15 protein-coding genes and 1 tRNA gene are annotated in these 23610 nt (G+C 54.0%); 14 read left to right on the top strand and 2 right to left on the bottom strand.

Annotated elements, in window-relative coordinates:
* The first annotated feature begins 186 nt into the window (after window positions 1-186).
* The 3 genes from SCARR_RS09075 to SCARR_RS09065 all read left to right on the top strand — a co-directional run bounded on the left by SCARR_RS09075 (window position 187) and on the right by SCARR_RS09065 (window position 4185).
* On the top strand, window positions 187-2070 hold the full coding sequence (locus SCARR_RS09075; RefSeq protein ID WP_168433161.1) for an SHD1 domain-containing protein: 1884 nt from the start codon (window positions 187-189) through the stop codon (window positions 2068-2070).
* A gap of 40 nt (window positions 2071-2110) precedes the next feature.
* Window positions 2111-3721, top strand: a complete 1611-nt coding sequence (locus SCARR_RS09070; RefSeq protein WP_136061235.1) for a sulfatase family protein — start codon at window positions 2111-2113, stop codon at window positions 3719-3721.
* A 77-nt stretch (window positions 3722-3798) separates the two neighbouring features.
* The gene (locus SCARR_RS09065) at window positions 3799-4185 is read left to right on the top strand and encodes a hypothetical protein (RefSeq protein ID WP_136061234.1); all 387 of its coding nucleotides are present in this window, start codon (window positions 3799-3801) and stop codon (window positions 4183-4185) included.
* Window positions 4186-4450: 265 nt separating this feature from the next.
* On the opposite strand, the gene SCARR_RS09060 is transcribed toward SCARR_RS09065, so the two are convergent.
* Window positions 4451-4527 (bottom strand) — tRNA-Arg (locus tag SCARR_RS09060).
* A 621-nt stretch (window positions 4528-5148) separates the two neighbouring features.
* On the opposite strand from SCARR_RS09060, the gene SCARR_RS09055 reads away from it, so the two are divergent.
* The 4 genes from SCARR_RS09055 to SCARR_RS09040 all read left to right on the top strand — a co-directional run bounded on the left by SCARR_RS09055 (window position 5149) and on the right by SCARR_RS09040 (window position 9512).
* Window positions 5149-5739, top strand: a complete 591-nt coding sequence (locus SCARR_RS09055) for a DUF2179 domain-containing protein (RefSeq protein WP_222846238.1) — start codon at window positions 5149-5151, stop codon at window positions 5737-5739.
* Window positions 5740-5951: 212 nt separating this feature from the next.
* Window positions 5952-6242: a hypothetical protein gene (locus tag SCARR_RS09050; RefSeq protein ID WP_168433159.1), complete on the top strand. Its 291-nt coding sequence runs from the start codon at window positions 5952-5954 to the stop codon at window positions 6240-6242.
* A gap of 494 nt (window positions 6243-6736) precedes the next feature.
* A complete protein-coding gene (locus SCARR_RS09045; protein ID WP_136061230.1) occupies window positions 6737-7291 on the top strand; it encodes a class I SAM-dependent methyltransferase in 555 nt (184 codons plus the stop codon).
* Between the two features lie 565 nt (window positions 7292-7856).
* Window positions 7857-9512, top strand: a complete 1656-nt coding sequence (locus tag SCARR_RS09040; protein WP_222846237.1) for an IS1634 family transposase — start codon at window positions 7857-7859, stop codon at window positions 9510-9512.
* A gap of 203 nt (window positions 9513-9715) precedes the next feature.
* Here SCARR_RS09040 and SCARR_RS09035 read toward each other — a convergent pair whose 3' ends face one another.
* Complete coding sequence (locus SCARR_RS09035) at window positions 9716-13069, bottom strand: mechanosensitive ion channel domain-containing protein (RefSeq protein WP_136061228.1); 3354 nt, start codon at window positions 13067-13069, stop codon at window positions 9716-9718.
* A 222-nt stretch (window positions 13070-13291) separates the two neighbouring features.
* Here SCARR_RS09035 and clpB point away from each other — a divergent pair, with 222 nt between their 5' ends.
* From clpB to SCARR_RS28585, 7 genes are all read left to right on the top strand, one after another.
* On the top strand, window positions 13292-15871 hold the full coding sequence (clpB, locus tag SCARR_RS09030) for an ATP-dependent chaperone ClpB (RefSeq protein ID WP_136061226.1): 2580 nt from the start codon (window positions 13292-13294) through the stop codon (window positions 15869-15871).
* A 406-nt stretch (window positions 15872-16277) separates the two neighbouring features.
* Entirely contained in the window at window positions 16278-18098 is a 1821-nt protein-coding gene (locus SCARR_RS09025) for a sodium:solute symporter family transporter (protein ID WP_136061224.1), read from the top strand.
* Between the two features lie 148 nt (window positions 18099-18246).
* Window positions 18247-19530: a phosphoribosylamine--glycine ligase gene (gene purD / locus SCARR_RS09020; protein ID WP_136061222.1), complete on the top strand. Its 1284-nt coding sequence runs from the start codon at window positions 18247-18249 to the stop codon at window positions 19528-19530.
* A complete protein-coding gene (gene purE, locus SCARR_RS09015; RefSeq protein WP_136061220.1) occupies window positions 19523-20032 on the top strand; it encodes a 5-(carboxyamino)imidazole ribonucleotide mutase in 510 nt (169 codons plus the stop codon). The genes purD and purE overlap by 8 nt, the downstream gene beginning before the upstream one ends.
* A 180-nt stretch (window positions 20033-20212) precedes the next feature.
* Window positions 20213-21178 (top strand): TAXI family TRAP transporter solute-binding subunit, encoded by a 966-nt coding sequence (locus SCARR_RS09010; RefSeq protein WP_136061218.1) that lies wholly within the window; start codon window positions 20213-20215, stop codon window positions 21176-21178.
* Between the two features lie 53 nt (window positions 21179-21231).
* On the top strand, window positions 21232-22530 hold the full coding sequence (locus SCARR_RS09005; protein ID WP_136061216.1) for an alpha/beta hydrolase: 1299 nt from the start codon (window positions 21232-21234) through the stop codon (window positions 22528-22530).
* Window positions 22531-23316: 786 nt separating this feature from the next.
* A complete protein-coding gene (locus tag SCARR_RS28585; protein WP_222846236.1) occupies window positions 23317-23577 on the top strand; it encodes a group II intron maturase-specific domain-containing protein in 261 nt (86 codons plus the stop codon).
* The last annotated feature ends 33 nt before the right edge of the window (window positions 23578-23610 follow it).

The following is a 23610-nucleotide window of genomic DNA, read 5'->3' as shown; positions in this document are numbered from 1 at the left end:
TTTGCCATATGAGACTATTTTTTAGCCTCAATCAAGCTATTGTTTAAAGACAGGGTCGGCGGCAGCATAAAAGCAAAAAAAATCAAATAGGGCTGTAAAAAATGGATTTATATGAGACAGTTGCCAGTAGGTCGAAATAGTTGCGGGAAGTCCGCCCTCAATCGGTTTAGAAGGGATATCGGTTTTATGCGTAGGAAAAAAAAGCAAAGCATATCTAAAGGCGCGCCCAGCGGGTTTGTCGTCAGTTTGCTGGTTCACGCCGCGGCCTTTTTGCTGGCCGGCATGCTGGTGGTGTTCAACGTCGTGAAAAAGGAAGAGAAAAAATTTGTTCCGCCCAAGGCGGTAGAGCGCCCGAAAATGAACCTCAAAAAGCCGAAGGTGAAGGTCAAGAAAACCTCCAAGCCCAAGGCGACCACCCGTATTGTCACCAAGGTCAAGCGCGCCAGCATGCCGGATATTCAATTGCCCGAAATGTCGGGAATGTCGGATGGCCTGGCGGGCGGTATCGGCGGTTTTGAGATTATGCCGGATTTAACGGAAGTCACCATGTTTGGGGCAGGGCAGACCATTGGGAATGATTTTGTTGGAACCTTCTACGACATGAAGCGCGACCGGCGCGGGAGCGCCATTCCGCACTCCCAGGAGCAGTTTAAGGAGGATGTTAAGGACTTCATGCTTAAAGGGTGGAAACCCTCTGTATGGGCACGGTTCTACCGTTCTCCGCGCACCCTTTATGCAACGACGTTTGCGATTCCCCCTGTGCCGTCGTCGCTGGCGCCGGAGGCGTTCGGCGAACCGGACACGATCGGCTATGTGTGGATTACGCACTACAAGGGGCAGTTGGTCTATCCCGAGGATATCACTTTCCGTTTCTGGGGGCAGGGCGACGACCTCATTGCCGTTCGGGTTGATGGTGAAATCAAGCTGATCTCCGCATGGACAAGCTCCTCGGGGGGCGAGTCCCATGCCGACGTGTTCTATCCCGTGTGGCGATCCAAATTTCCGTCGATCTCGGAAAAGTATCCGATCGGCAACAATATGGCCGTGGTCGGAGACTGGATCACATTGAAGGCGGGCGAACCCATGGATATGGAGGTGCTCATTTCCGAAATCACCGGGGGGGTCTTTTGTTCCCTGTTGCTGGTTGAGGTCCAGGGAGAGGAATATCCGAAAAACTATTTCCGGGGCGGCCCCAAGCTGCCGATCTTTAAGACCGAAGAGCCCACGCTCGATCTGGCGGAAGCCATCTGGGCCAACCTGCACGCCGGCGATGCATCCGTAACCAACGGTCCTGTTTTCCGCGACTTTGTATCGAAGGGTTCGACCGGTTTAGGACCGGCTCCAGAGCCCGTGGTGGTTGAAGAGGTTGAAGAGGACCCTATGCGCGTCTGGACACTGACCTCTGGCAAGACGGTGGAGGCGGAATTCATTACCGTGATCGGAGGTCAGGTCGCGCTTAAGATGCCCAAAGGCAGGCAGCAGAAGATCCCGCTCGCCGCGCTTTCGGATGCGGATCTTGAATACATCGATTTTGCGACGCCTCCGGAATTCTCGATTGATTTTTCCAAGAAAAGCAGTCAGCTGCCCCGTCCAGAGGAAAGCCCCTACATTTGGGGCGACCTGCGGCCGTTGCAGATCTTCGGCTATACGTTTGGAGTGAAGCTCAAGCAGAAGAGCGCGGGCGCATACAACCACGAACTGACGGTCGAATATTTTGCGATCGGTGAAGAGGTTGATGGGGATAACTGGGTGTTGCTGGATCGCAGGTCCGACGTGTTTATGCCGACGAAGGAAAACAAGGGGCGCCATGAACTCTATGGCGATGAGGTTCGGCTGCAGGTTCAGGCGCTGCGCGCTTCCGCCCCCATGCGCGGAACCAAGTATGGCGGATTTGTGATTACGATTACCGACGAGCGCGGAAAAATTATTCAACACGCGGCCTCGCATGATTTTCTGTATGAGGGTTTCGAAAACCTGAAGAGACTGCCGGTTGGCAAGCATTTCGACAAGGACGGCCTGCGCGTTTGTCCGCCCCGTCCCACGGAAGGCGACCGGCAGGAATGGATGTAATAACCAGACTGCTTCTCATGACGAAGGGCTGGGATAATCCATGAAGCGTAGATTATTTGTTCAAGCATTGGCCGCCGGCGGCGCAATGAGCGGGAGAGTGCAGGCGGGCGGCGCAACAGGGCGGAGACGGCCCAACATTCTTTTTATTCTGTCGGACGACCACACGATGCAGGGTTTCGGCTGCTACGGCTCGCGCCTAGCCAAGCTGAACCCGACGCCGGTGCTCGATAAGTTCGCACGTGGCGGGGCGCGGTTCGACCAGGTGTTCTGCAACAACGCCATCTGCACGCCGAGCCGCGCATCGATCATCACGGGCCAGTATCCGCAGACCAACCGCGTGCTCGACTTGGAGCAGCATCTGCCTCCGGCGCGGCAGTATCTGCCGCAGGAAATGAAAAAGGCCGGCTACCAGACCGCGATGATCGGCAAGTGGCACCTCGGCGACGAACCGGCCGCGTTCGACTATTACAACGTGCTTGTCGCCCACGGCCAACAGGGCTCCTATTTTGATCCCGAATTCATCGAAACCGGCATGAAGTTCGGTAAGCATGAGGCGCTGGGCATCAAGACCAAGCAGTATAAGGGGCACAGCACCGACGTCATCACCGACCTCACGATCGACTGGCTTTCCACGGGCAGGAACAAGGAGCAGCCGTTCTTTCTGATGCACCACTACAAAGCGCCGCACGACATGTTTGAAAACGCGCCGCGCTACGACGACTATCTGGCTGATGCGGAAATCCCTGAACCGGAAAGCCTCTACGAAGCCGGCAACCACGGCTCCGTCGCGACGCGCGGCGAAAACGATGCGCTGATCCACGACGTCGGCTCGTCGGTCTCCAAGCGCAACCCGACGCGCAACATGGGTCAGCATATGGAGATCGATCCGGAGCTGGACAACAAGGAATATACGCACTTGGCCTATCAGGAATGCCTCAAGCGCTACCTGCGCTGCGTGAAGGGCATCGACGACAACCTCGCGCGTCTGTTCGACTATCTCAAGAAGGAGGGTCTGTGGGAAAACACGGTGATCTTCTACAGCGGCGACCAAGGCTTTTTCCTCGGCGAGCATGACTACATCGACAGGCGCTGGGCCTACGAAGAGGGGATGCGTATGCCGCTCATCATGCACTACCCAAAAACCATCAAGCCCGGCACGGTCTGCGACGCGCTGATCAACAATACCGACTTTGCGCCGACGATGCTCGCCTATGCCGGCATTGAAACGTCCGGCTACATGCAGGGGCATTCATTCAAAACAAACGTCGAGACCGGCGAGGAACCCGACGATTGGCGCGAGGCGACCTACTACCGCTATTGGATGCACATGGCCCACGCCCACGCCAATCCCGCCCTCTTCGGGCTGCGCACCAAGCGCTACAAGCTGATCTTCTACTATGGCTGCGACGTTGCACCCGAAGGCCGTCCGGGATGGGGCATGTGCTCCGAGTTTCAAACGCCGCCCGGTTGGGATCTCTACGACCTCAAGCAGGATCCCGAAGAAATGAACAATGTCTATGGCAATCCGGAATATGCGGAAATCGCCAAGAAGCTGAAGAAACTGCTCAAGCAGGAACGCGAAGCGCTGAACGAAACGGATAAGGATTATCCCCACATCCAAAACATCATCGCCGCCCATTGGGACGACTGAGCGCAAACCTCTTTTCAATAGGGGAATTGCCGCGAAGAGGAACAAAGACTCATTCCCCTGAAGAAGCCAATCCTCCTTTGAAGGTTGCCGACGCATGGGAAGAGTTCTGCAATGATACAACCTCAGGCATTACGGCAAAAGACGACACCATGCGTGCTTCTGCGGGCTACTGGAATGCGTTCACTACGTGGCTTGGAAAAAAGAGTCCCCGCATTGAGTTTATGCGCGCCATCACCCCCAAGGATGGAAAGGCATATAGCCGGAAGCTGAAGGGGGAGCTGGCGACCGGAACATATCAAAAGCATATCCGCTTGCTGCGCCTGCTGTTCGATGTAGTAGCTGCCGAGGCCAGGATAAATGAGAACCCCTTTGACGGGATCACAACGAAGGACGACGACTACACGTCGATCAAGGTCATGCTGCCAGATGGTGACCGGCTGGTGCCGTACCGGATCGAGCTTTAACAGCTCAGAGTCCCCATGATTCACAGGGAAAAGGCCAGAAGTGTCCTAACGAATTTTCAGGGGTTGGGTGCAACTTAGGGGATATATGTATCGTGAATCTGCGCCGGGGGGTGCCCTCTTCTCTGATCCGGTGGGGTTATGGTGGGGTTAACTTGGGGTAGCACAGTTGAATCAGGAGCAAACAGCAACAAACAATACGAAGCAGTGTCAGGCGGTTAAAACCCCCGTTAATGTTGGTTATATGTTGTTTTTATTGGGGGAAAGGTGGTGCCCCGGAGAGGGTTCGAACCTCCGACCTACAGATTAGGAATCTGTCGCTCTGTCCAGCTGAGCTACCGGGGCAGTAGATTTAACTTGCTTGTATTGATGGTGTTACGTTTGTCATATTTTAATCGAAAATTTGACCTGTAACCCGAACTTGCAACCCTGCTTTGTTTATCCATGAAGAAAACGAAACAGTCCGGTGCTCAAAACCAGCAAAATCTAAAGCGTGTGGCAGAGTGCCTATATCGGTCTTAAAATTCAAATATATATTATGCGATTCTAAAGTGTGGCGGGAAGCAGATCAAACGATCCCTGAAGATCACGGATGGAGCCTTGGCAATACGAAGCAGGAGAAGCGATGCTCATGCTGGTGCAGATCTATGCGAGCTATTGGCTTTTAGTGGTTGCCGGTTAAGGGAGGCAACGTCTATTTCCCAAGCGCGTCATGAGTAACGTTCGCTGCAACAAATAAACCTAAGAGACAAGGCAACGGATAAGCTTATGGAAAATTTTGTTTGTTCTGCATTTCTTGGGGAGCAGTTGGGGGCAAATCTAGTGGGATTAAGCCGAGCACCCACAATACGATTGATCCATACCCCGGATTATTTAGATTTAAACTGACAAAGGAAGAATAGAAGCAGAGCCTGTTGAACGACAGCTCACTCATAACATTTACAAAATTTATAATTGGATGTGACTATGCACGACCTCATGAATTATACGGTCTTTATTTGGGTGGTCATTCCACTACTCATCTGCCTTGCGAGAATTATCGATGTATCTTTAGGTACACTTCGCATCATTCTTGTTTCCAGAGGACAGAAAATAGTTGCTCCAATACTCGGCTTTTTCGAGATCCTGATTTGGTTGCTTGCACTGGGCCAGATAATGCAAAACCTAACGCATATCGCCAACTACATCGCCTATGCACTTGGGTTTGCATTCGGTAACTACATCGGCATCCTCTTGGAGGAGAAACTTGCTATAGGTAAGATTGTTGTCCAGGTGATTGCACGTCGTGACTCATCGGAGTTAGTCGCTTTCCTGAGGAACAATGGCTTTAGTGTTAACGTGGTCGATGCAGAAGGTTCTAACGGCCATGTACATTTGCTGTTTGCCGTAATCAAACGTTCCCAGTTACCTTTTATGGATTTTCATATAAAGCGTTTTAATCCCAAGGCATTCTACACCGTAGAGGATGTTCGTTTCGTTTCCGGTGGTGTATTCCCCGCTACCGAAAACCGATGGAGATCAAAACTTTCTGTACTGAGTGGAATTAAGAAAAAATGAGCAAACCAGACATGGACTTTACGGTGAAAACGCCAGTCGATTAAGTGAAGTTCATGTGCACCGAAAGTCACGTGTAGCGGAGAGGGAGAATAAATAATGAAAACAGTTGCTAAATCCATTTTAGGATGAGTGATAATTCTAATCCCAGCAAACAATACTTATGCAAAAAAACTAAAACAAATTGGATGCCTGTAGCCGAATTCCAGAAATTCATGACCGATCTAAAACATGAAGAAAATGGGGGGAAATTCTGGAAACACCGGTGGATTACAAAAGTAGATGGCAGATATAAGGATGGTAAAAAAGAATACAAGATAGAGTGCGAACCGGCTCCTAGTTGTGGCAAATACTTATTGCACTGGTGGAGGGGCATGAGTGAAGAAACATTCGAAATGCGAAAAAAAGAGTGCAAAAAGAAAGGTATGGATATGACTCATAAGCAATACTGTACCCTTCCATGTGGAGAGAAAAAATTTCAAGCCGTTTGGCTATATCAGGACTAGTTAAAATATCTCCAACCAGCATGGAACCTACCGTGAAAACGCCGGTCGAGTAGGTCGAGGTTTATGCGCACGGCGACTCACTTCTAACGTCTGAACATGGCGCTTCGCGCAACCTTTTCTGTGCCGTCTGGCATTTGATTTTCCCCCTGTTTGCGTTGTGCTTTTCGTTGCTTTTTGTGGATAAAATGACTTTGCGATTTCCGAAAATTCCCTGCCTTTCTCCCCATTAGTGCCAATTAGTGTTCATTAGTGGTTCTTCTTATTTGCACTCACCACCCGCATCCTGTAGACAGCACCAAAAGAGAACACAGCGAGTGCTGAATGTGATGAATCTGCCGGCAAAGGACATGTTCAACATGGATGCCAGCTTTGGCTTCTCTCGCTATAATCCTAAAGACGTTGGGCATTCAAAATGCGTGCTGCAATGAGAATTGAAGCGGCGACAAATACCTTCAAGCTACAGTATTAACCAGTGATAAATTAGGGGAACGCAAATGGAGATGTCAGAACATGAAAAGCAATGGGTCACAGATCAGGGCGCAGAGATGATCACTGCTCTTGGGGTAGAAGACGGCAGTTCCGTGATCGACTTTGGTTGTGGCAAGGGCAGGTATACGATACCGCTTTCTCAGGTTGTAGGGAAGAATGGCAATGTTTTGGCTGTAGAACGTAATTCAGATGAAGTAGCAGTGCTTCGCGAAAGGATTACAGAATTTGGCGGGCAAGGGTTCATTACGATATTGAGTTCTGAAGATGTTCGACTGGAATCAGTGGATGATGGGACAATTGATAGTGTATTTGTTTTTGATGTACTGCAGTACATCGATGATTGGGATCTCTTTTTCAAATCAGTACGTCGCGTATTGAAGCCAGGCGGTAGGATTCATGTTTATCCTGCGACTATTCCTCATCCTGGGTCTGTTGATGTTAAACGGGTTGCTTTTGCAATCAATAGAATCGGTCTGCAGGGCGACGGTAAAAGGCAATTTAGGATGATGCACAATAAGGACATGGTTGATGATGAGGTGTTTACGTTCAGATCTATCTGATTAGACGGGTAATCGGGAAGGCGTGAGAAGAAAGGATGCCTAACAAATTATTGCACCGGAACTGATTCCGCCGCGTTCCACTTGTCCGGTGAATTCAACATCTGGCATGGCTAAATAAAATGAAACCCAAAGCCTTACTTTATATCCCAATCTGGATTGTAAGTGTTTTTGCTTCATTTCTGATTTTGATGTTTACCTTCGATGTATTCGCCGGAACTGCAACAAACAAAGCTGATATCCAACTATTTTTAACGCATGTATTTCGGCGGATTAACCAAGCAATTGCCATTTTGTTTTTGGCCCCTTTTGAATGTTAATCCGAACTTCTGAGGAAATACGGCTCCTTCTGCGATGCAATCCTCTCGCACTCAATGAGTTAAACAAAAAGAATGTCCAAGTTTTTCAAAATCTGTACCCATGTAAACATAAACTTAGTGCTTGCATGTTTCGCTATGTCGCATATTGTGCGGCCATGTATATAGAACGAGTGCCCAATCGAAACTCTCCGCCCGCCGTCCTCTTGCGGGAGTCGTGGCGGGAAAATGGAAAAGTCCGAAAAAAAACAGTGGCTAATCTGAGCGGATTGCCCGATGAACTCGTCGAGGCGCTTCGGGCGGCCCTCAAGGGCGAATCGATCCCGGCATCGGAAGGGATTGCATCTCTTGAAAAAGCCATATCCATTCATGACGCCCGCCAGCACGGCCATGTTGCAGCCATCCATTCTGTGCTGAAAAAGTCGGGGCTGCTGGGCATGATCGACTCAAAACGTTCCCGTGAAAGGGATGTGGTTGCGGCGATGATTATTGATCGCATTATCAGCGGGGATTCCAAGCTCGCAACGGTTCGCCATTGCGACCCCCAGACCGCTTCAACCTCTCTGGGCGAGCTACTCTCCCTTGAGGATTTGCATGAAAACGAGTGCTATGCGGCAATGGATTGGCTGCTGGAACGACAGGATAAAATCCAAAAGAAACTTGCGAAAAAGCATCTTGCCGACGGCGCCCCCGTACTGTTCGATCTTTCATCCTCCTATTTCGAGGGGCAATGCTGCGAGCTGGCCCAATTCGGGTATTCCCGCGATCATCGGGGGGATCGCAAGCAAGTGAACTACGGAATCTACTGCAACACCGCTGGTACGCCCGTCGGCGTCGAAGTCCTGGCCGGGAACGAAAGCGACCGCATTGCCTTTCCCATAGCGGTGGAACGGGTGCGAAAGGATTTCAACCACAAGAATGTCATCTTCATTGGCGACCGCGGAATGATCAGCGGAAAAGCCATCGACGAATACCTTCGCGACGAAGAAGGCGCGGACTGGATCACGGCGCTCAATGCCGCCTCCATTGCAAAGCTTGAACGGTGCGGGAGCATCCAGCTCACGTTCTTCGACGAATGCGACCTCGCGAGCATAACCCACCCCGACTACCCGGACGAACGCCTCGTCGTCTGCCGCAACCCCGACCTCGCCAAACGCCGCTCAAAAAGGCGCGAAGCCCTTTTGCAAGCCACCGAAAAACTTCTCGCCGAAATCATCAAAAAGGTCGAACGCAAAAACAAACCCCTGCGCGGCAAGGATGCGATCGGGGTGGAGGTCGGCAAAATCATCAACAAGAAAAAGATGGCGAAACACTTCAACCTCACCATCGAGGACGACACCTTCGCCTTTGACCGCAACGAAGAAAAGATCCGTTCCGAATCCGCCACCGACGGCCTCTATGTCATCCGCAGCAGCGTCGACAAAACCCGTATGACCGACCAGGAACTCGTGGCCAACTATAAAAACCTCGAAATGGTCGAACGCGCCTTCCGCTCCCTCAAATCCATCGACCTAAACGTCCGCCCCATCTATCACCGCCTTGACAACCGAGTCCGCGCGCACATCTTCATCTGCATGCTCGCCTACCACATCGAGCACCAAATGCGCAGCCAGCTAGCGCCCCTGCTTTTCGCCGACGAACAAAAAGAAACCGCGGCCGAACGCGATAGCGTCGTCGACCCCGTCAAACGCTCCGACTCCGCCAAGAAAAAAGACCAAACCCGCCGCACCCCGGACGGGCAGCATCCCATATCGAGCTTTCGCGACATTCTCAACACCCTATCCGCCATCACCCGTTCGCGGGTCAAAGTGGAAGGCCATAAAAAAGGAGACTTCAAAACCACCTCAACCCCGACTCCCTACCAGCAAAAAATACTAGAATTGCTTGGAGCAACGCGAGGAATGTAGCCAGTAGCAAGAAAAGCGTATTTGTGCAACCGACTCACAGTCGGTTAGATACGCATATTCATGCCGAGAAGTTCGGGTTAATATTCAAGGACTGGCCCCTTTTTTGGCCCCTTTTTCTACTCAGAAGGTGCAGGAAGCGATGCAACAGTGCTCTCCGCAATCAATGTATTATCCTGCCTCTTATTGATGCACAGGTTTTTAGTTTAAACCTTCTCCGGCATGGCGGGAGCTTGCGGCTGCATGTGTACATCGAGCTGCGGGAAGGCGATAACAATACCGGCCTTGTGGAAGGCGGCGTCCACCGCCATGTTCAGCTCGTGCTTGGCAAGTCTGAAGTTTTCGGCATTGGCAATATAGACGCGCAGCTCAAAGTTGAGCGAGCTGTCGCCAAAGCCGGTGAAAAAGGCATTTGGCTCGGGGTCATGAACAGATAAACGGTAGGAACTGGCTACGCTGAGCAGGGTTGACTCCACTTTTTTGGTGTCGGAACCATAGGCGACGCCCACCGGAATCACGATGCGGAGAATGGAATTGGTCAGCGTCCAGTTGACCAGCTCGCCGGTAACAAACTGCTTGTTCGGAATCAGCAGTTCTTTGTTGTCCCAGTCCGTGATGGTGGTGGCGCGGATCTGGATGCGGGAAACCTGACCGCTGGTTCCGTTGACGGTGACATAGTCGCACACGCGGATGGGACGCTCGAACAACAGGATCAGGCCGGAAATAAAGTTGGCGAAGATTTCCTGCAGGCCGAAGCCGAGGCCGACCGAGAGGGCGGCGGCGAGCCACTTGAATTTGCTCCATCCAATGCCCAGCATGCTGAGCGCAATGCTCAGTCCAACGGCCACCGTGATGTAGCGGATGATGGTGGAAATGGCGTAGCGCGTGCCATAGTCGATGCGGAGCTGTCTCAGCACGGCGAGTTCGACCAGACTGGGCAGATGGCGCGCGCCGGCAACCGTGAGCATAATCACGATCACGGAGGCAGTCAGGTCGGCCAGCGAAATGGCGATGGTGGCGCCCGCTCCTGCGGCGGCGGTATCGTCGAAGACGTTCCAGAGCACGATGCGGTTGAACACGCCCAGTGCCGGGAAGGCATCCGACCAGATGAACCACAAGCCGAAAAGCAGGGCGAAAGCAAAGATAATGCTTATGAGTTTGCGGGTGCTTTCGTTCAGCGTGACGAAGTTCATTTCATCGTTTTCTGCCGGAACCGGCTCGGTGGGGAGCTCGGTCTCGCCGGCCTCGCGCTGCTGCTGGTGTTCCCGGCGCTCGCGAAGGCGACGCTCGAGTTCTGCTTTGCGGGCAACCACCTGTATCCAGCGAATCAGTAGTGCTTCGACCAAGGCAAGCGCAAACACTAGCCCTAGGGTTTGTACAAACCATTTGGACATGGCAAGAGCCGTGAAATAGTAGCCAATCAATGTTGCCGTGATAATGACAAGCGGAATCCCGACGGCGACATAAAACGCTAGAACCCTAAAGCGCACAAGCAGCAGCGCTTGTTCATTTTCGATGAGGTGCTCCATGATTTTCGAGCGTCGGCAAAAAATGGAATAGGCGAACCGGGCAATCACAAGCTGGAGAATGATGTAGCACAGCCGTGCAAGCGACCGGCCGAGTTCGGCGGTTTCGGTGGCGAAATGAAGTAAGGCTATCAGCCAGAATATCGGCAATAAAATAGCCATTAAGCGGACAAGTCGCCACCGGAACCGCTCGAGGACGGTTTTGTCGGCGCCAAAATGCGCTTCCACGAGCCCGTCGGGTAGGATGGCTTGGAGCAGCAGGGCGAAACAGTACATGAATAGACCGGTCAGGTAGCATGCATTGCCGACGGCGGATGAAAATGGCGGTGCTTCGACGGTTCCGATCCGCCAGGCCAGATAAAACAGAGGCAACGGCAGCGGCAGCGCGCGCAGCGCCGTGTAGAAGAGGGCTTCGATCGTGTAGAAAAAGCAGTCGGTGTGGATTTTGACCACTAGGTCGGCAATCTTTTTCAGCCGTCGCTTCGCGCCGATTGAGGCGACGATCAGTGCGAGTTCGCTGATCAACAAAAGAACTGGAGGGTATGGATTGCGTTGGAAGTTGGCCTGCAGCGTATGGGCGAGTTCCTGCCAAATTGAACGTTTTGCGATGGAAGCAACGCCTTGCGCAAAGAATCGCGGCGAGTCCAAGCCGATGGCCGAATCGCTGCGGATCCATAAAATGTGCTCGGAAATGTCGTCGGACAGCACATGCACGCTGTCAACCAGTTGGCGTTCCGCGGTGTCGAGATCGATCAACAGGTTGAAATAGGCATTGTATTCAGAAATCAAGGTGTCGAGTTGCTTGCGTTGAGCGGTCAGGTATTCGGTTAGAAGCGGGCGGATATGCTCTTGCGCCGGTGCCTCGCCAATGGCGTCCATGCGCCGCTTTACACTGCCGGCAATATCGCGAAGTTCTTCGCGTTGGTCGCTGAAGTCGAGCAAAGAAAGCTGTACCAGGGCAATCTCTCTTTTGCGGACGCGGGCGCGGGGTTTGTGGTGGCTCAGGTCCGGCAGGCTGCTGCGTTCGCGGCTGAGCAACTGCGCGACGGCATGCGTCAGGCCGGCCGCATCGATCCGTTCTTCAATTTCCTTTGAGCGCTCCTGGGTGGAAAGGGTGAGCTTCCTGGCCTGCTGCAGGTCGGCCGCTGCGATGCGCTGCCTGGCGGAGAGTCCGTCCTCGCCGGCGCGAAGGGCGGCCAGTTCGGCATTTCGTTCTGCAACGGCTTGGATTTCCGGATGGTGCAGCGAGGCTTCCAGTCGGGCTTGGTCTGCGCGGGTGGCTTCTTCCTCGCTTTCGATGCGGCGCTGCCGGTCGACCGCCTTGCTTAAGGCAGCGGTCTGGGTCTGGGCAATGCCGACATGCCGGGTGGCCTGATCGATGCGCGCGGTTTGCAGTGCCTTGAGGGTATCGTAGTTTGTCAGCTCTAATTGGTAGAAGCCGGCTTCCGCGCTTACCGCGCGCAGTTCCGTGGAGATGAGCCATTGATTCAACCGGGCTTCTTTCGGAAGCATACCTTCGGCTTCCGGCGGGATGGCCGGTGTTTGTTCCAGTTCGCTTTGTCTTGTGTTGGCACCCGCCAGTAATTCGGGGAGCTTGGTTCGCTGTGTGGAGAGCGCGTTGTTTTCGGCATCGAGTTTTTCCAGTCGTCGGCCGGCTTCATTTGCTTTGGCTTCGGACTGGAGCATCCGCTTTTCGAGTCCGGTCAGGTCTGCGGCTTCGACGGATGAAATAACCAACGGTTCTTCCGGAATCAGGAGCTCTTTTTGGATGGCCTCAATGACGGAGCTGGCTTGCTGGAGGTCGCGCGCCATTTTTGCGGTCTTTTCCTCCAGCTGCGTGGCGGAGGCCAGAAACGCGTCCACTTGCTCCAGTTGCTTAAGCAAGGCTTGCCGGCGTATGTCTTCGATGGTTCCGTCGTTCTGCACCGAAGCGGTAAGCTCTTTTACCTCTGCGGCTGAGGGCGTCGCGTTGGTTTGCGCTCCGGCAGTGATGCAGAGAAGTTGGAGAGCTAATAGAAACGTTAGAAATTTCATTTATTCCTCCTCATTGAATTATGCGAATTGTACGCACTTGCCGGCGGGCTGTCATTTATTCCGTGCCGAAAAATGAACCCGGTGCGCCAGCATGGCGCAACCGGTGCGCAAAATGGCGCGGTTTCCAGGGGTTGGAAGCTTCCAATGGTTGGAAAACAAGGGGTTTTTGCGTTGGCACGGTGGGTGCGTAAAGGACATCGACTTTAGTTGGAGGCGTTAATTATGGATATGAATAAAACCACACAGAAGGTTCAGGAAGCGATGCAGCAGGCGCAGGTGAAGGCGCTGCGTTTCGGGCATCAGGAAGTGGATGCGGAGCATTTGCTGTTTGCGTTGCTGGAGCAGGAGGGCGGGCTGGTCCCGCGATTGATCGAAACCATCGGCGCTTCGGTCCCGGTGATCACTGCGCAGTTGGAACAGGTGCTTGAAAAGCGCCTGCGCGTTTCCGGGGCGACCGAATCCGGCAAGGTGTTAATCACCCAGCGTCTTAACCAGATGCTGGTTAAGGCCGGCGACGAAGCCAAAAAATTGAAGGACGAGTTTATCTCGGTCGAACACCTGCTGCTGGTGCTGTCCGACGAGATTACATTGCTCAAAGAAAACGGCGTGGACCGCAATGCGGTGCTGCAGGCCTTGGAAAAGGTGCGTGGCAACCAGCGCGTTACTTCGGACAATCCGGAGGGGCAGTATGAAGCGTTGCAGAAATACGGCATGGATCTGGTTGAAGCCGCCCGCGCGGGCAAGCTTGATCCCGTGATTGGCCGCGACGCGGAAATCCGCTCGGTGGTCCGCATTCTTTCGCGCAAGACGAAGAACAACCCGGTGCTTATCGGCGAGGCGGGCGTGGGCAAGACCGCCATCGTGGAAGGGCTGGCGCAGCGCATTGTGCGCGGCGACGTGCCGGAGGGCTTGAAGGACCGGTCGATCTGGGCGCTGGATATGACGGCGCTGATGGCCGGCGCGAAATATCGCGGCGAGTTTGAAGAGCGGCTCAAGGCGGTGCTGCACGAAATCAAAGCGGCGGAAGGGCGCATCATTCTATTCATCGACGAGCTGCATACAATCGTGGGCGCGGGCAAGACGGAGGGCTCGTCCGATGCCGGCAATATGCTCAAGCCGATGCTGGCGCGCGGCGAACTCCACTGCATTGGCGCAACGACGCTCGATGAGCATCGCCTGCATATTGAAAAGGATGCCGCGCTGGAGCGCCGCTTCCAGCCGGTGCTGGTGGATGTGCCGAGCGTGGAGGACACGATTTCGATTCTGCGCGGCTTGAAGGAGCGCTTCGAGGTGCATCATGGCGTGCGTATTCAGGATGCGGCGCTGATTTCTTCGGCGGTGCTCTCGGACCGCTATATTTCCGACCGCTTTCTGCCGGATAAAGCGATTGATCTGATGGACGAGGCCTGCGCGACGATCCGTACGGAGATCGATTCGATGCCGGCGGAGCTCGACGAAATCACCCGCAAGGTGATGCGGCTGGAAATTGAGGAAACTGCGCTGAAGCAGGAAAAGGACAAGGCCAGCCAGGAACGGCGCGAAGCGCTCAAGCAGGAGCTGGCGGACTTGCGTGCCGACAGTGATGCCATGAAGGCGCAGTGGGAAAACGAGAAGAGCGCGATCGACAAGGTGCGCGGGTTGCGCGAAAGCCTCGAACTGGCGCGGCAGGAAGCGGAGAAGGCCGAGCGCGATTATGATTTGGAGCGGGTGGCCAAGCTGCGCCACGGCACGATTCCAGAGATTGGAAAGCAGTTGGCGGAAGCCGAGTCGCTGATGGAGCAACGCGGGGCGGGAACGCTGCTGCGCGAGGAGGTGACAGAGGAGGAAATTGCCGAGGTGATTTCGCGCTGGGTGGGTATTCCGCTGACCAAGCTGCTCGAAGGCGAGCGCGCAAAGCTGCTCAAGCTCGATTCGGTGCTGCATGAGCGCGTGATCGGCCAGGACGAAGCGGTTCAAGCCGTTGCCGACGCCGTGCTCCGCGCGCGCGCCGGCATCAAGAATCCGAGCCGGCCGATCGGCTCGTTCCTGTTCCTCGGCCCGACCGGGGTAGGGAAGACCGAGCTGGCGCGTACGCTGGCGTGGGAGCTGTTCGATTCGGAAGCCAACATGGTGCGGATCGACATGAGCGAATATATGGAAAAGCACACGGTGTCGCGTCTGGTCGGCGCACCTCCGGGCTATGTCGGCTTCGAAGAGGGCGGCCAGTTGACCGAGGCCGTGCGGCGCAAGCCGTATTGCGTGGTGCTGCTCGACGAAATCGAGAAGGCGCATCACGACGTGTTTAATGTGCTTCTTCAAATATTGGAAGACGGACGCCTGACGGATTCGCACGGGCGGACGGTGAGCTTTAAGAATACGATCGTGATTATGACCAGCAACATTGGTTCGACGCACCTGCTCGAAGGGATTGATGCAAGCGGGCATATCAGCCAAGGCGCACGCGACGATGTGATGGCGGCGTTGCGGGCGCATTTCCGTCCGGAATTTTTGAACCGGATTGACGAGACGGTGCTATTTACGCCGCTGACTCTGGAAGAAATTACGGGTGTGGTGAAGCTGTTGGCCAAAGAATTGCGCGAGCGCTTGGCACAGCAGGGCATTGCGCTGGAGATCGGCAAAGCAGCCGAGGAGTACATCGCGAAGGAGGGCTACGACCCCGTTTACGGCGCCCGCCCGCTGAAGCGCTTCATCCAACAGCATTTGGAGACGCCGCTCGCCCGCATGATTATTGCTGGGGAGCTGGCCGACGGCGCCGCGGTGAAGGCCGTTGTGGACCAAGAAGGCCTGCGCTTCGAAACATAGAGCAGCGGGCTCCCCGCCTGAATTAAATATAAATTGATATTCCGCTCCCCGGCGATCGCACGAGATCAAAGGGGGAGCGGTTTTTTTTTGCTTCGGGCCTGTGGCAGTGATATCGATGTATTGGATTAAAAGGGCATGGAATGCCTTAATTGTCCATCTGTTTGCTTTTTTTTACTATGGAGGCCATGGAGAGAATCCTTATTATATATTGGTTCAGTGGGTATGGTTTTGAAAGAGGAAGCATACATAGCTGGATATCTCTTTGAAGGTTAGCTACAGTCTGCCTTTCTGCTGGTTTCTGTGTAGTTGGGCGGTTGAGTTGTTGCGTGGTCCAACCGGGACGCTTGGAAATGCGGTTCGGTTGGTCGTGAATTAGAATAAGGAGAGCATCTCCTAGGAGGATGGAATGGGGTACTTAGTAGACATCATCGTATTTGTCGCTTTCGTGGCGGCTGTGCTGTTTGTTGGTATGTATAAGTCCAAGGGTGAAGACACCCACGGAGAAACTGGAGCGTCTGACTACTTTCTGGCGGGGCGTGGGCTGAGCTGGTGGCTGATCGGTTTCTCTCTGATTGCTGCAAATATTTCAGCCGAGCAGTTTGTGGGTATGTCGGGGCAGGGCGCCGGGTTTGAAGGGCTGTCTGTTTCCAGCTGGGAATGGATTGCCGCCATTACCTTGGTTGTGGTGGCTTTTGTGCTGCTTCCTTATTTCCTTAAGACCGGCATCACCACCATCCCTGAATTTTTGGAAGTTCGCTACAACCACTGGGCGCGTCTGGTCATGACGTTGTCGATGACCCTTATTCTGGTTGGTGTGAGTTTGATCGGTGTGATCTATGCCGGTGCCATTACGATGACGAAGCTCTTTCACGAGTTCGGCATGGAAGTATCCCTGCCGATGGCCTGCTGGATTCTCGGCGGACTGGCTGCAGGATATGTGGCCGTCGGCGGGTTGAAAGCCTGCGCCTGGGCCGACCTGCTGCAGGGATCTGCTTTGATTCTCGGTGGCGCCATCATCACCTACTTTGCGTTTCACAAGCTTGGAATCACCGATATCTCTTCGCTGGTCAGCGCAACGGGCGAGGCCGCAACGGTCGATGCCAGCGCCGGAGCAATGGAACGATTCAATGCCTTGAATGAATCCGCGATGCATATGGATACACCGGCCATGCCTTGGCATATTCTGCTGATTGGAATCTGGATTCCGAACTTTTACTACTGGGGCCTGAATCAGTATATCACACAGCGTATTCTGGGATCCGCATCTCTGGGTGACGGGCAGAAAGGTCTGGTACTGGCCGCCGGCATGAAATTGATTATCCCGTTTATCATTGTGATTCCGGGCATCATTGCCTTCAACCTGTTCACGAGTGAGATGGAGGAAAGCGCAAATATTGATGCAGGCGGAAGTGTTTTTTCGGTGTACGAAGCGGCGACTGCCGATCTCGCCAATAACAAGGTATTCACGCTGGATAAGAAATATGTAGCCTCTCATCCCGAAAAAGCCTTGGAAATTACCGCATTCAACAATGCCGTGGTGGCACGTGTTGGTGCCGATAAGGTCGTCACAGAGGCTATTAACCCCTATAAATATGATTCGGCCATGGGCCTGCTGATCACCAAGCTGATTCCGCGCAACAAGGGCGTGCTGGGATTTGTGATTGCGGCATTGCTGGGTGCAATTATCTCTTCGTTGGCTGCGGTACTGAATGCGGCTTCAACCCTGTTCACGATGGATGTGTATCAACGCTATATCCGGCCGAAAGCCTCGCAGTTTGAGTTTGTAACGTTCGGGCGTGTCTGTATCGGGGTTTTCGTGGTTATCGGTTGCGTGGTGGCTCCGAAGCTCGTTGAGTTCAAGAGTATTTTTGAATTCATCCAGTCATTTCAGGGCTATGTTTCCACGGGTATTCTGGCCGTCTTCATTTATGGACTGCTCAACCGTACTTCCGGCAAGTGGGCCGGTGTAATCGGCATTGTTGCAAATGCGGTGATCTATTTCTACATGCAGAGATACCATGCTGATGATTTTCATTTCCTGCACAGCATGTCGATCTGCCTGGGTGCGGTACTGATCATTCTGTTTGTGTATGGCCTGATCTTCAAGGCGCCGCGTGTCGAGTTTCATACGACCACCACTATGGATATGACTACCTCCAAGCCCGCACTCATGTGGGGTCTCGGGGTCTGCGCCCTGACGGTCGCGCTCTATGTGATCTTCTGGTAGACACCGTCGATTCACTGGAAAATGCAAAGGCGTCCCTTTTCGGGACGCCTTTTGTGCTTTTCAAGGGCTTTCGTCGCTGTGCGTCTTGCATGGGCCGTTTCCGTTGGGTATGTTGCGCGGAGGTTTTGAATTTTAGAAGGAGCTGAAGATGAAGATATTGGTGGTAGGCAACGGCGGGCGCGAGCACACGCTGGCCTGGAAACTGGCGAACGACAGCGCCAAACCGGAAATTTTTTGCACGCCCGGCAACGCCGGAACAGCCGCATTGGGAACGAATCTTGAGTTCGGGGCAACCGACCTCGCCGGCATCAAGGCCTGGTGCTTGGGAAACAAGCCCGACCTGATTGTGATCGGCCCCGAAGCGCCGCTGTGCATGGGCATGGCGGATGTGCTCGAAGCCGAAGGCTTCCGCGTGTTCGGCCCCGGCCAAGCGGCGGCCGAGCTGGAGGGCAGCAAGCAGTTTGCCAAGGAAATCATGAAGGCGGCCGGCGTGCCCACCTCCGCCTACGAAACCTTCACCGATCCTGATGCGGCCTGTGCCTATGTCCGCGGACGCGGCGCCCCGATCGTCATCAAGGCCGACGGCCTCGCTGCGGGCAAGGGCGTGACCGTGGCCGAAACCGTCGATCAGGCCGAAGCGGCCATCCGCGACGCGCTCGAAGGCAACGCCTTCGGCGATGCCGGAAGCCGGGTGGTGATTGAAGATTTCCTCGTCGGCGAAGAGGCTTCGATCCTCGCGCTGATCGACGGCGAAAACGTGGTGATGCTTGCTTCATCGCAGGACCACAAGCGTATTTTTGAAAAGGACGAAGGCCCGAACACCGGCGGGATGGGGGCTTATTCCCCGGCGTCGATTGTGACCGAATCGGTTTTGAAGAAGGTCAAGGAAGAGGTCTACGACCGTACGCTGACCGAGCTGAAAAAGCGGGGCATCACCTACAAGGGCGTGCTCTACGCCGGCCTGATGATCGACGACGGCCAGCCGAGCGTGGTCGAGTTTAACTGCCGCTTCGGCGATCCGGAAACGCAGGCCGTGCTCGCACGCTGGGACGGCGACATGCTTCCCGCCATCAACGGCGTGATCGACGGCAACCTGTCCGAAGACATGATCCAGTGGAAGGACGAGCACAGCGTTTGCGTCGTCATGGTGGCCGGCGGCTATCCGGGCGACTACGCCAAGGGCGACGAAATCCAGAACCTCGACAAGGCCAATGCGATCGACGACACCGTTGTGTTCCACGCCGGTACAGCACTTGATGGCGACAAGGTCGTTACGGCTGGCGGACGCGTTTTGGGCATTACTTCGCTCGGCAAGGATTTGCCCGACGCGCTTTCCAAGGCCTATATCGCCGTCGAAACCATCAGCTTTAAGGGCGCTTTTTATAGAAACGACATCGCACACCGAGAACTAAGGAGACTGGAAAATGGCTAAGAAAAAACCAACCGTCGCAATCGTTATGGGTAGCAAGACCGACTGGCCCATTCTAGAATACACCGTCAAAACGCTGAAAGAGTTCGGCGTGGAAAGCACCGTCAAGATTATGTCGGCGCACCGCACGCCGCACGAAGCCACCGACTTTGCGAGCAACGCCGCGAAGAACGGATACAAAGTGATCATCGGCGCCGCTGGCGGCGCAGCGCATCTGTGCGGCGTGCTGGCCGGGCACACCATCCTGCCCGTGGTTGGCATTCCCGTGAAAGGCTGGGCGCTTGACGGAATGGATTCGCTGCTCTCCACCGTACAAATGCCCAAGGGCGTTCCGGTGGCCACCGTGGCGATCGGCAAGGCCGGCGCCATCAACGCCGCCATTCTCGCTGTTCAGATTATGGCGCTCTCTGACGCCACGCTAAAGCGCAAGCTGACCGCCTACAAGAAAAGCATGGCGGCCGAAGTCCTGAAGGCCGACGCTGAATTGCAGGCTGAACTGGGGTGATCATACTGCATTGGCCTGATGCAATGATCCATAATCGGAATGAGTCCTGAAGAGGAGAGATTCGTGTTCGGGGCCATTTTTTTGTTTCAGAAATCATAAAATCTTCTATGGTCGTTGCTAATGAAGCGTAGTGCAGTTTGTGAACATCTGCCTGAATTTGCAGGTTTTTTTTGAGGGGATATGATGAAAAGAATCGGTTTAACCTTTATGATGCTCGCGATCTCGGCCGGAACGGTTTTGGCTGGCGATGAAATGATCACGGTTGGCTCCGGTAATACGGTCGGCATCTATTATGCCGCCAGCAGTGCCGTGGCCAAGCTCTTCAACCGCCAGCGGCCCGAGTACCACCAATGGGTGGTCACCGAGGCCTCGCACGGTTCCGTCGAAAACATCAACAACGTGCTGCAGGGGGATGTGGGTTTCGGGCTGTGTCAGGAAACCCTGCTGTGCCGGGCGATGGAGGGCGACGGTCCATGGGAAGGCAAACCCCATAAAAACCTTACGAAGGTGCTGAATCTTTATACGGAGGCCTTCACCATTGTATCGGCCGAAGACGCGGAGATTTTAACCACGTCGGATCTCAAGGGCAAGCGGATCAATGTCGGTGCTCCCGGTTCAAGCGATGAGTCATATGCCCGATCCTCTTTGATGCTGTTCGGCATTTCGACGAACGAGGTAACTATTCTGAGTGAACCTTCGAGCCGGTCGTCCGACTTGCTGGAAGCCGGGGAAGTCGATGTCTATTTCTTTTCTGTGGGCCATCCCGCCTTTTCCGTGCGGGAAGCTTCTTCCGGGAAGCGCAAGGTGCGTCTGGTGCCTATAGAGCAATCAGTCATTGACTCCTGCCTGGCCTCTAACCCTTTGCTTTCCGCTCAGACCATCCCTGTGGACTATTATCCAGAGCTGGTTAACACGGAGCCTGTGGACACCGTCGGCGTCCCGGCCATCCTGTTCACCCGTGACGATATGTCGGAGGAAACGGTCTACCGCATGGTCAAAGAAGTCATGACGAATCTAGATCTGTTCCAGCGCCAGCACCCTGCTTTTGTCCGGTTAACGGGGGAAGAGATGGCTGGTGGCGCTTCGATCATTCCGCTTCATCCGGGAGCCAAGCGCTACTTTAAGGAAGCGGGGCTTCTTCAATGAGCTTCAGCCCGCGCACGAATCGAAACCGAATTATTTGCAGAGAGGGTCGAGTAATGAAATATACACTGATCGCCGCATTGTTCCTGACGGGAACGTTGACCGCAAACTCCGGGACGGAAACCTCCAAACATCCTTATTTTTTTCCGTTTGTGAATCCCTTTGAGGCTACGGTTCTACCGCTTCCGGATGCCTATAAGGCCGATCTTGTCGAGAAAGTCCCTTCCCGCGATTTTAAGCTGAATGTTTTTCCTGACCGGGAGGTTCCCAGCGTCTTCTGGTATCAGAAAGGATTGAAGTGTTCCTTAACCCTGCAAAAGAAAGAGGCACCTTTGATTTTTGTGGTTGCCGGAACCGGAGCGCAGTACAAATCGCCCAAGATGCTCGTTATGAAGCGTCAGTTCTATGAGGCGGGGTTTCATGTTGTCTGCATCACCTCTCCCACACACATGAATTTTGTGGTTAATGCCTCCAGCGGCATGCCGGGCAACACGCCCGAAGACGCGAAGGACCTTTATCGCGTAATGGAGATGGCGGATGCCTACGCCAAAAAGAAGAAGGCTAAAATCTCTGGGTATGCACTGACGGGATACAGCCTGGGCGGCATTGAGTCTGCTTTTGTTGCGAAGCTCGACTCAGAACGCCGCGTGTTCAATTTTGACCGGGTGCTGCTGGTCAACCCGCCGGCCGATGTCTATGTTTCGATCAATAGATTGAATCAAATGCTGGTGGAAAACATTCCTGGCGGGGTGGAGAACTTCGGCCCGTGGATTGAGGACACCATTCAAATGCTGGCGAATGATGCGAAAGAGTCCGGGATTTCAGATTTTTCCGGTGATTCAATTTACAAGCTGTACCGCTATTATCCGCCTCGCGAAGATTTTCTGAAGGCGTTGATTGGGCTCTCGTTCCGGATGAGTTCCGCCGATATGGTTTTTGCCGTGGATGTGATGAACGGCGGCGGTTATGTCGTTCCGCAGCATGTGGAATTTAAGGCCTCGTCTTCACTTGGCGACTATCCCAAGGTTTGCTATCGAACCAGCTTTGTGGACTATTTTGACGAGTGGTTCTTCCCTTTCTATGCGCAACAAGAGCCTGGACTGACACAGGAAGCTCTGATTCATCGTGCCAGTTTGTACGAGTTGGAGCCCTTTTTGAAAGGGAATCCCAAAATCGGCCTCCTGCATAATGAAGACGATGTCATCATGGGGCCCGGCCAAGTTGAATACCTTAAAAGCATATTTGGCGACCGCTCCAAAATCTTCCCCATCGGCGGGCACTGCGGCAACATGAGCCATCCTGATGTCATGCAGTTTATGACCGATTTCCTTACCGGCAAGATTCAGGCAAAATAGTTGCGTCCATTTTGCAGCAACGACGGGTTCGCAGTGTTGCGAGCCCGTTTTTTTGTTTGCCCGGCAAAGCCGGCAAACCCAGTCGCCTGAAAGAAGGCGATAACACCCCGTCCGAGGGGAAGTGAATCCGAATCGCAAGGGCGTTGCTGGTAACGGCGGGGTCTGAAGGAAGCGATAGGAAGTGAACGGTACATAACGGTTGTAAACCTGATTCGGCAGGCGTGGTGGGTCAGCGTGCAAAATAGCGCGAAGCCCGATACTCGGACAGACTGCGCATGTGATTGAGGATGGGATCGTTCACGGGGAGCCGGAGTAATAACCGGGGAAGCCCTGTATGGCTTGCGCGTGAGCGCAATAGCCCGATGCCAAGAAGAGAAGTTCAAGGGATTGGGTGAAACGTGCAGGGGGGCAGATGAACCCGTAGTAGTGATGAAGATCCGGCCTGTGAAAGCCCGTGAGGGTGTGGAGGGCAAAACCGGATCGACCTGCGGCTTGTTCGCGGGGGCGGTCGATGGCCAAAAGCGTCGGCTGGATGCAAAGGGGTGAAGTTTACTTGAAAGTTTCGTCGGTTGACGGGACGCGGTTCTGGGGAGGTAAGCCGTCGAAAGACGGGCTTTTGGCGAACTCGGGAACGAGCGGGCTGGAGGCAAACTGTTCCTTCGGAGTAGGTGTTGCGGAAGAGGCATATTGCCGTTGAACCGGATAAAAGCCCTTGGAAGCCCGCTGAAGAATCGAACGAGATCGTGAAAACGGAAGATGGACGGAGTGAAGCATAACGAAGAGAGGATGAACGATAGGATGCGGGTTTGGTACAGTTTATATGATTGCTTACTCCACGCTCAGGTGTTGGAAACGGCATTCAAAAAGGTGAAGTCGAGCAATCCCGTCCTGCGCGGGTTCGTGAACTATTTTAAGGTTGCGAACTGCAAGACGGAGTTGAAGAAGCTGATGAGTTGGCTAAGACGGAGGTTGCGCGCCATACAAATGAAGCTGTGGAAGAAACCGCAAAAGCTCCATCGACGGCTCAGGCAACTGGGCTATAAGTGAGAGTTTAAGCGGATCAAAATGGCCTCCTGGCGC

The organism is Pontiella sulfatireligans (assembly GCF_900890705.1).
GTDB classification, from domain to species: domain Bacteria; phylum Verrucomicrobiota; class Kiritimatiellia; order Kiritimatiellales; family Pontiellaceae; genus Pontiella; species Pontiella sulfatireligans.
This window is presented reverse-complemented; position numbering and strand designations above follow the sequence as displayed.

Coding starts and splice junctions, on each gene's coding strand:
- SCARR_RS09075 (WP_168433161.1), top strand. CDS start 187: ATGCGTAGGAAAAAAAAGCAAAGCATATCTAAAGGCGCGCCCAGCGGG.
- SCARR_RS09070 (WP_136061235.1), top strand. CDS start 2,111: ATGAAGCGTAGATTATTTGTTCAAGCATTGGCCGCCGGCGGCGCAATG.
- SCARR_RS09055 (WP_222846238.1), top strand. CDS start 5,149: ATGCACGACCTCATGAATTATACGGTCTTTATTTGGGTGGTCATTCCA.
- SCARR_RS09050 (WP_168433159.1), top strand. CDS start 5,952: ATGACCGATCTAAAACATGAAGAAAATGGGGGGAAATTCTGGAAACAC.
- SCARR_RS09045 (WP_136061230.1), top strand. CDS start 6,737: ATGGAGATGTCAGAACATGAAAAGCAATGGGTCACAGATCAGGGCGCA.
- SCARR_RS09035 (WP_136061228.1), bottom strand. CDS start 13,069: ATGAAATTTCTAACGTTTCTATTAGCTCTCCAACTTCTCTGCATCACT.
- clpB (WP_136061226.1), top strand. CDS start 13,292: ATGGATATGAATAAAACCACACAGAAGGTTCAGGAAGCGATGCAGCAG.
- SCARR_RS09025 (WP_136061224.1), top strand. CDS start 16,278: ATGGGGTACTTAGTAGACATCATCGTATTTGTCGCTTTCGTGGCGGCT.
- purD (WP_136061222.1), top strand. CDS start 18,247: ATGAAGATATTGGTGGTAGGCAACGGCGGGCGCGAGCACACGCTGGCC.
- purE (WP_136061220.1), top strand. CDS start 19,523: ATGGCTAAGAAAAAACCAACCGTCGCAATCGTTATGGGTAGCAAGACC.
- SCARR_RS09010 (WP_136061218.1), top strand. CDS start 20,213: ATGATGAAAAGAATCGGTTTAACCTTTATGATGCTCGCGATCTCGGCC.
- SCARR_RS09005 (WP_136061216.1), top strand. CDS start 21,232: ATGAAATATACACTGATCGCCGCATTGTTCCTGACGGGAACGTTGACC.
- SCARR_RS28585 (WP_222846236.1), top strand. CDS start 23,317: ATGAACGATAGGATGCGGGTTTGGTACAGTTTATATGATTGCTTACTC.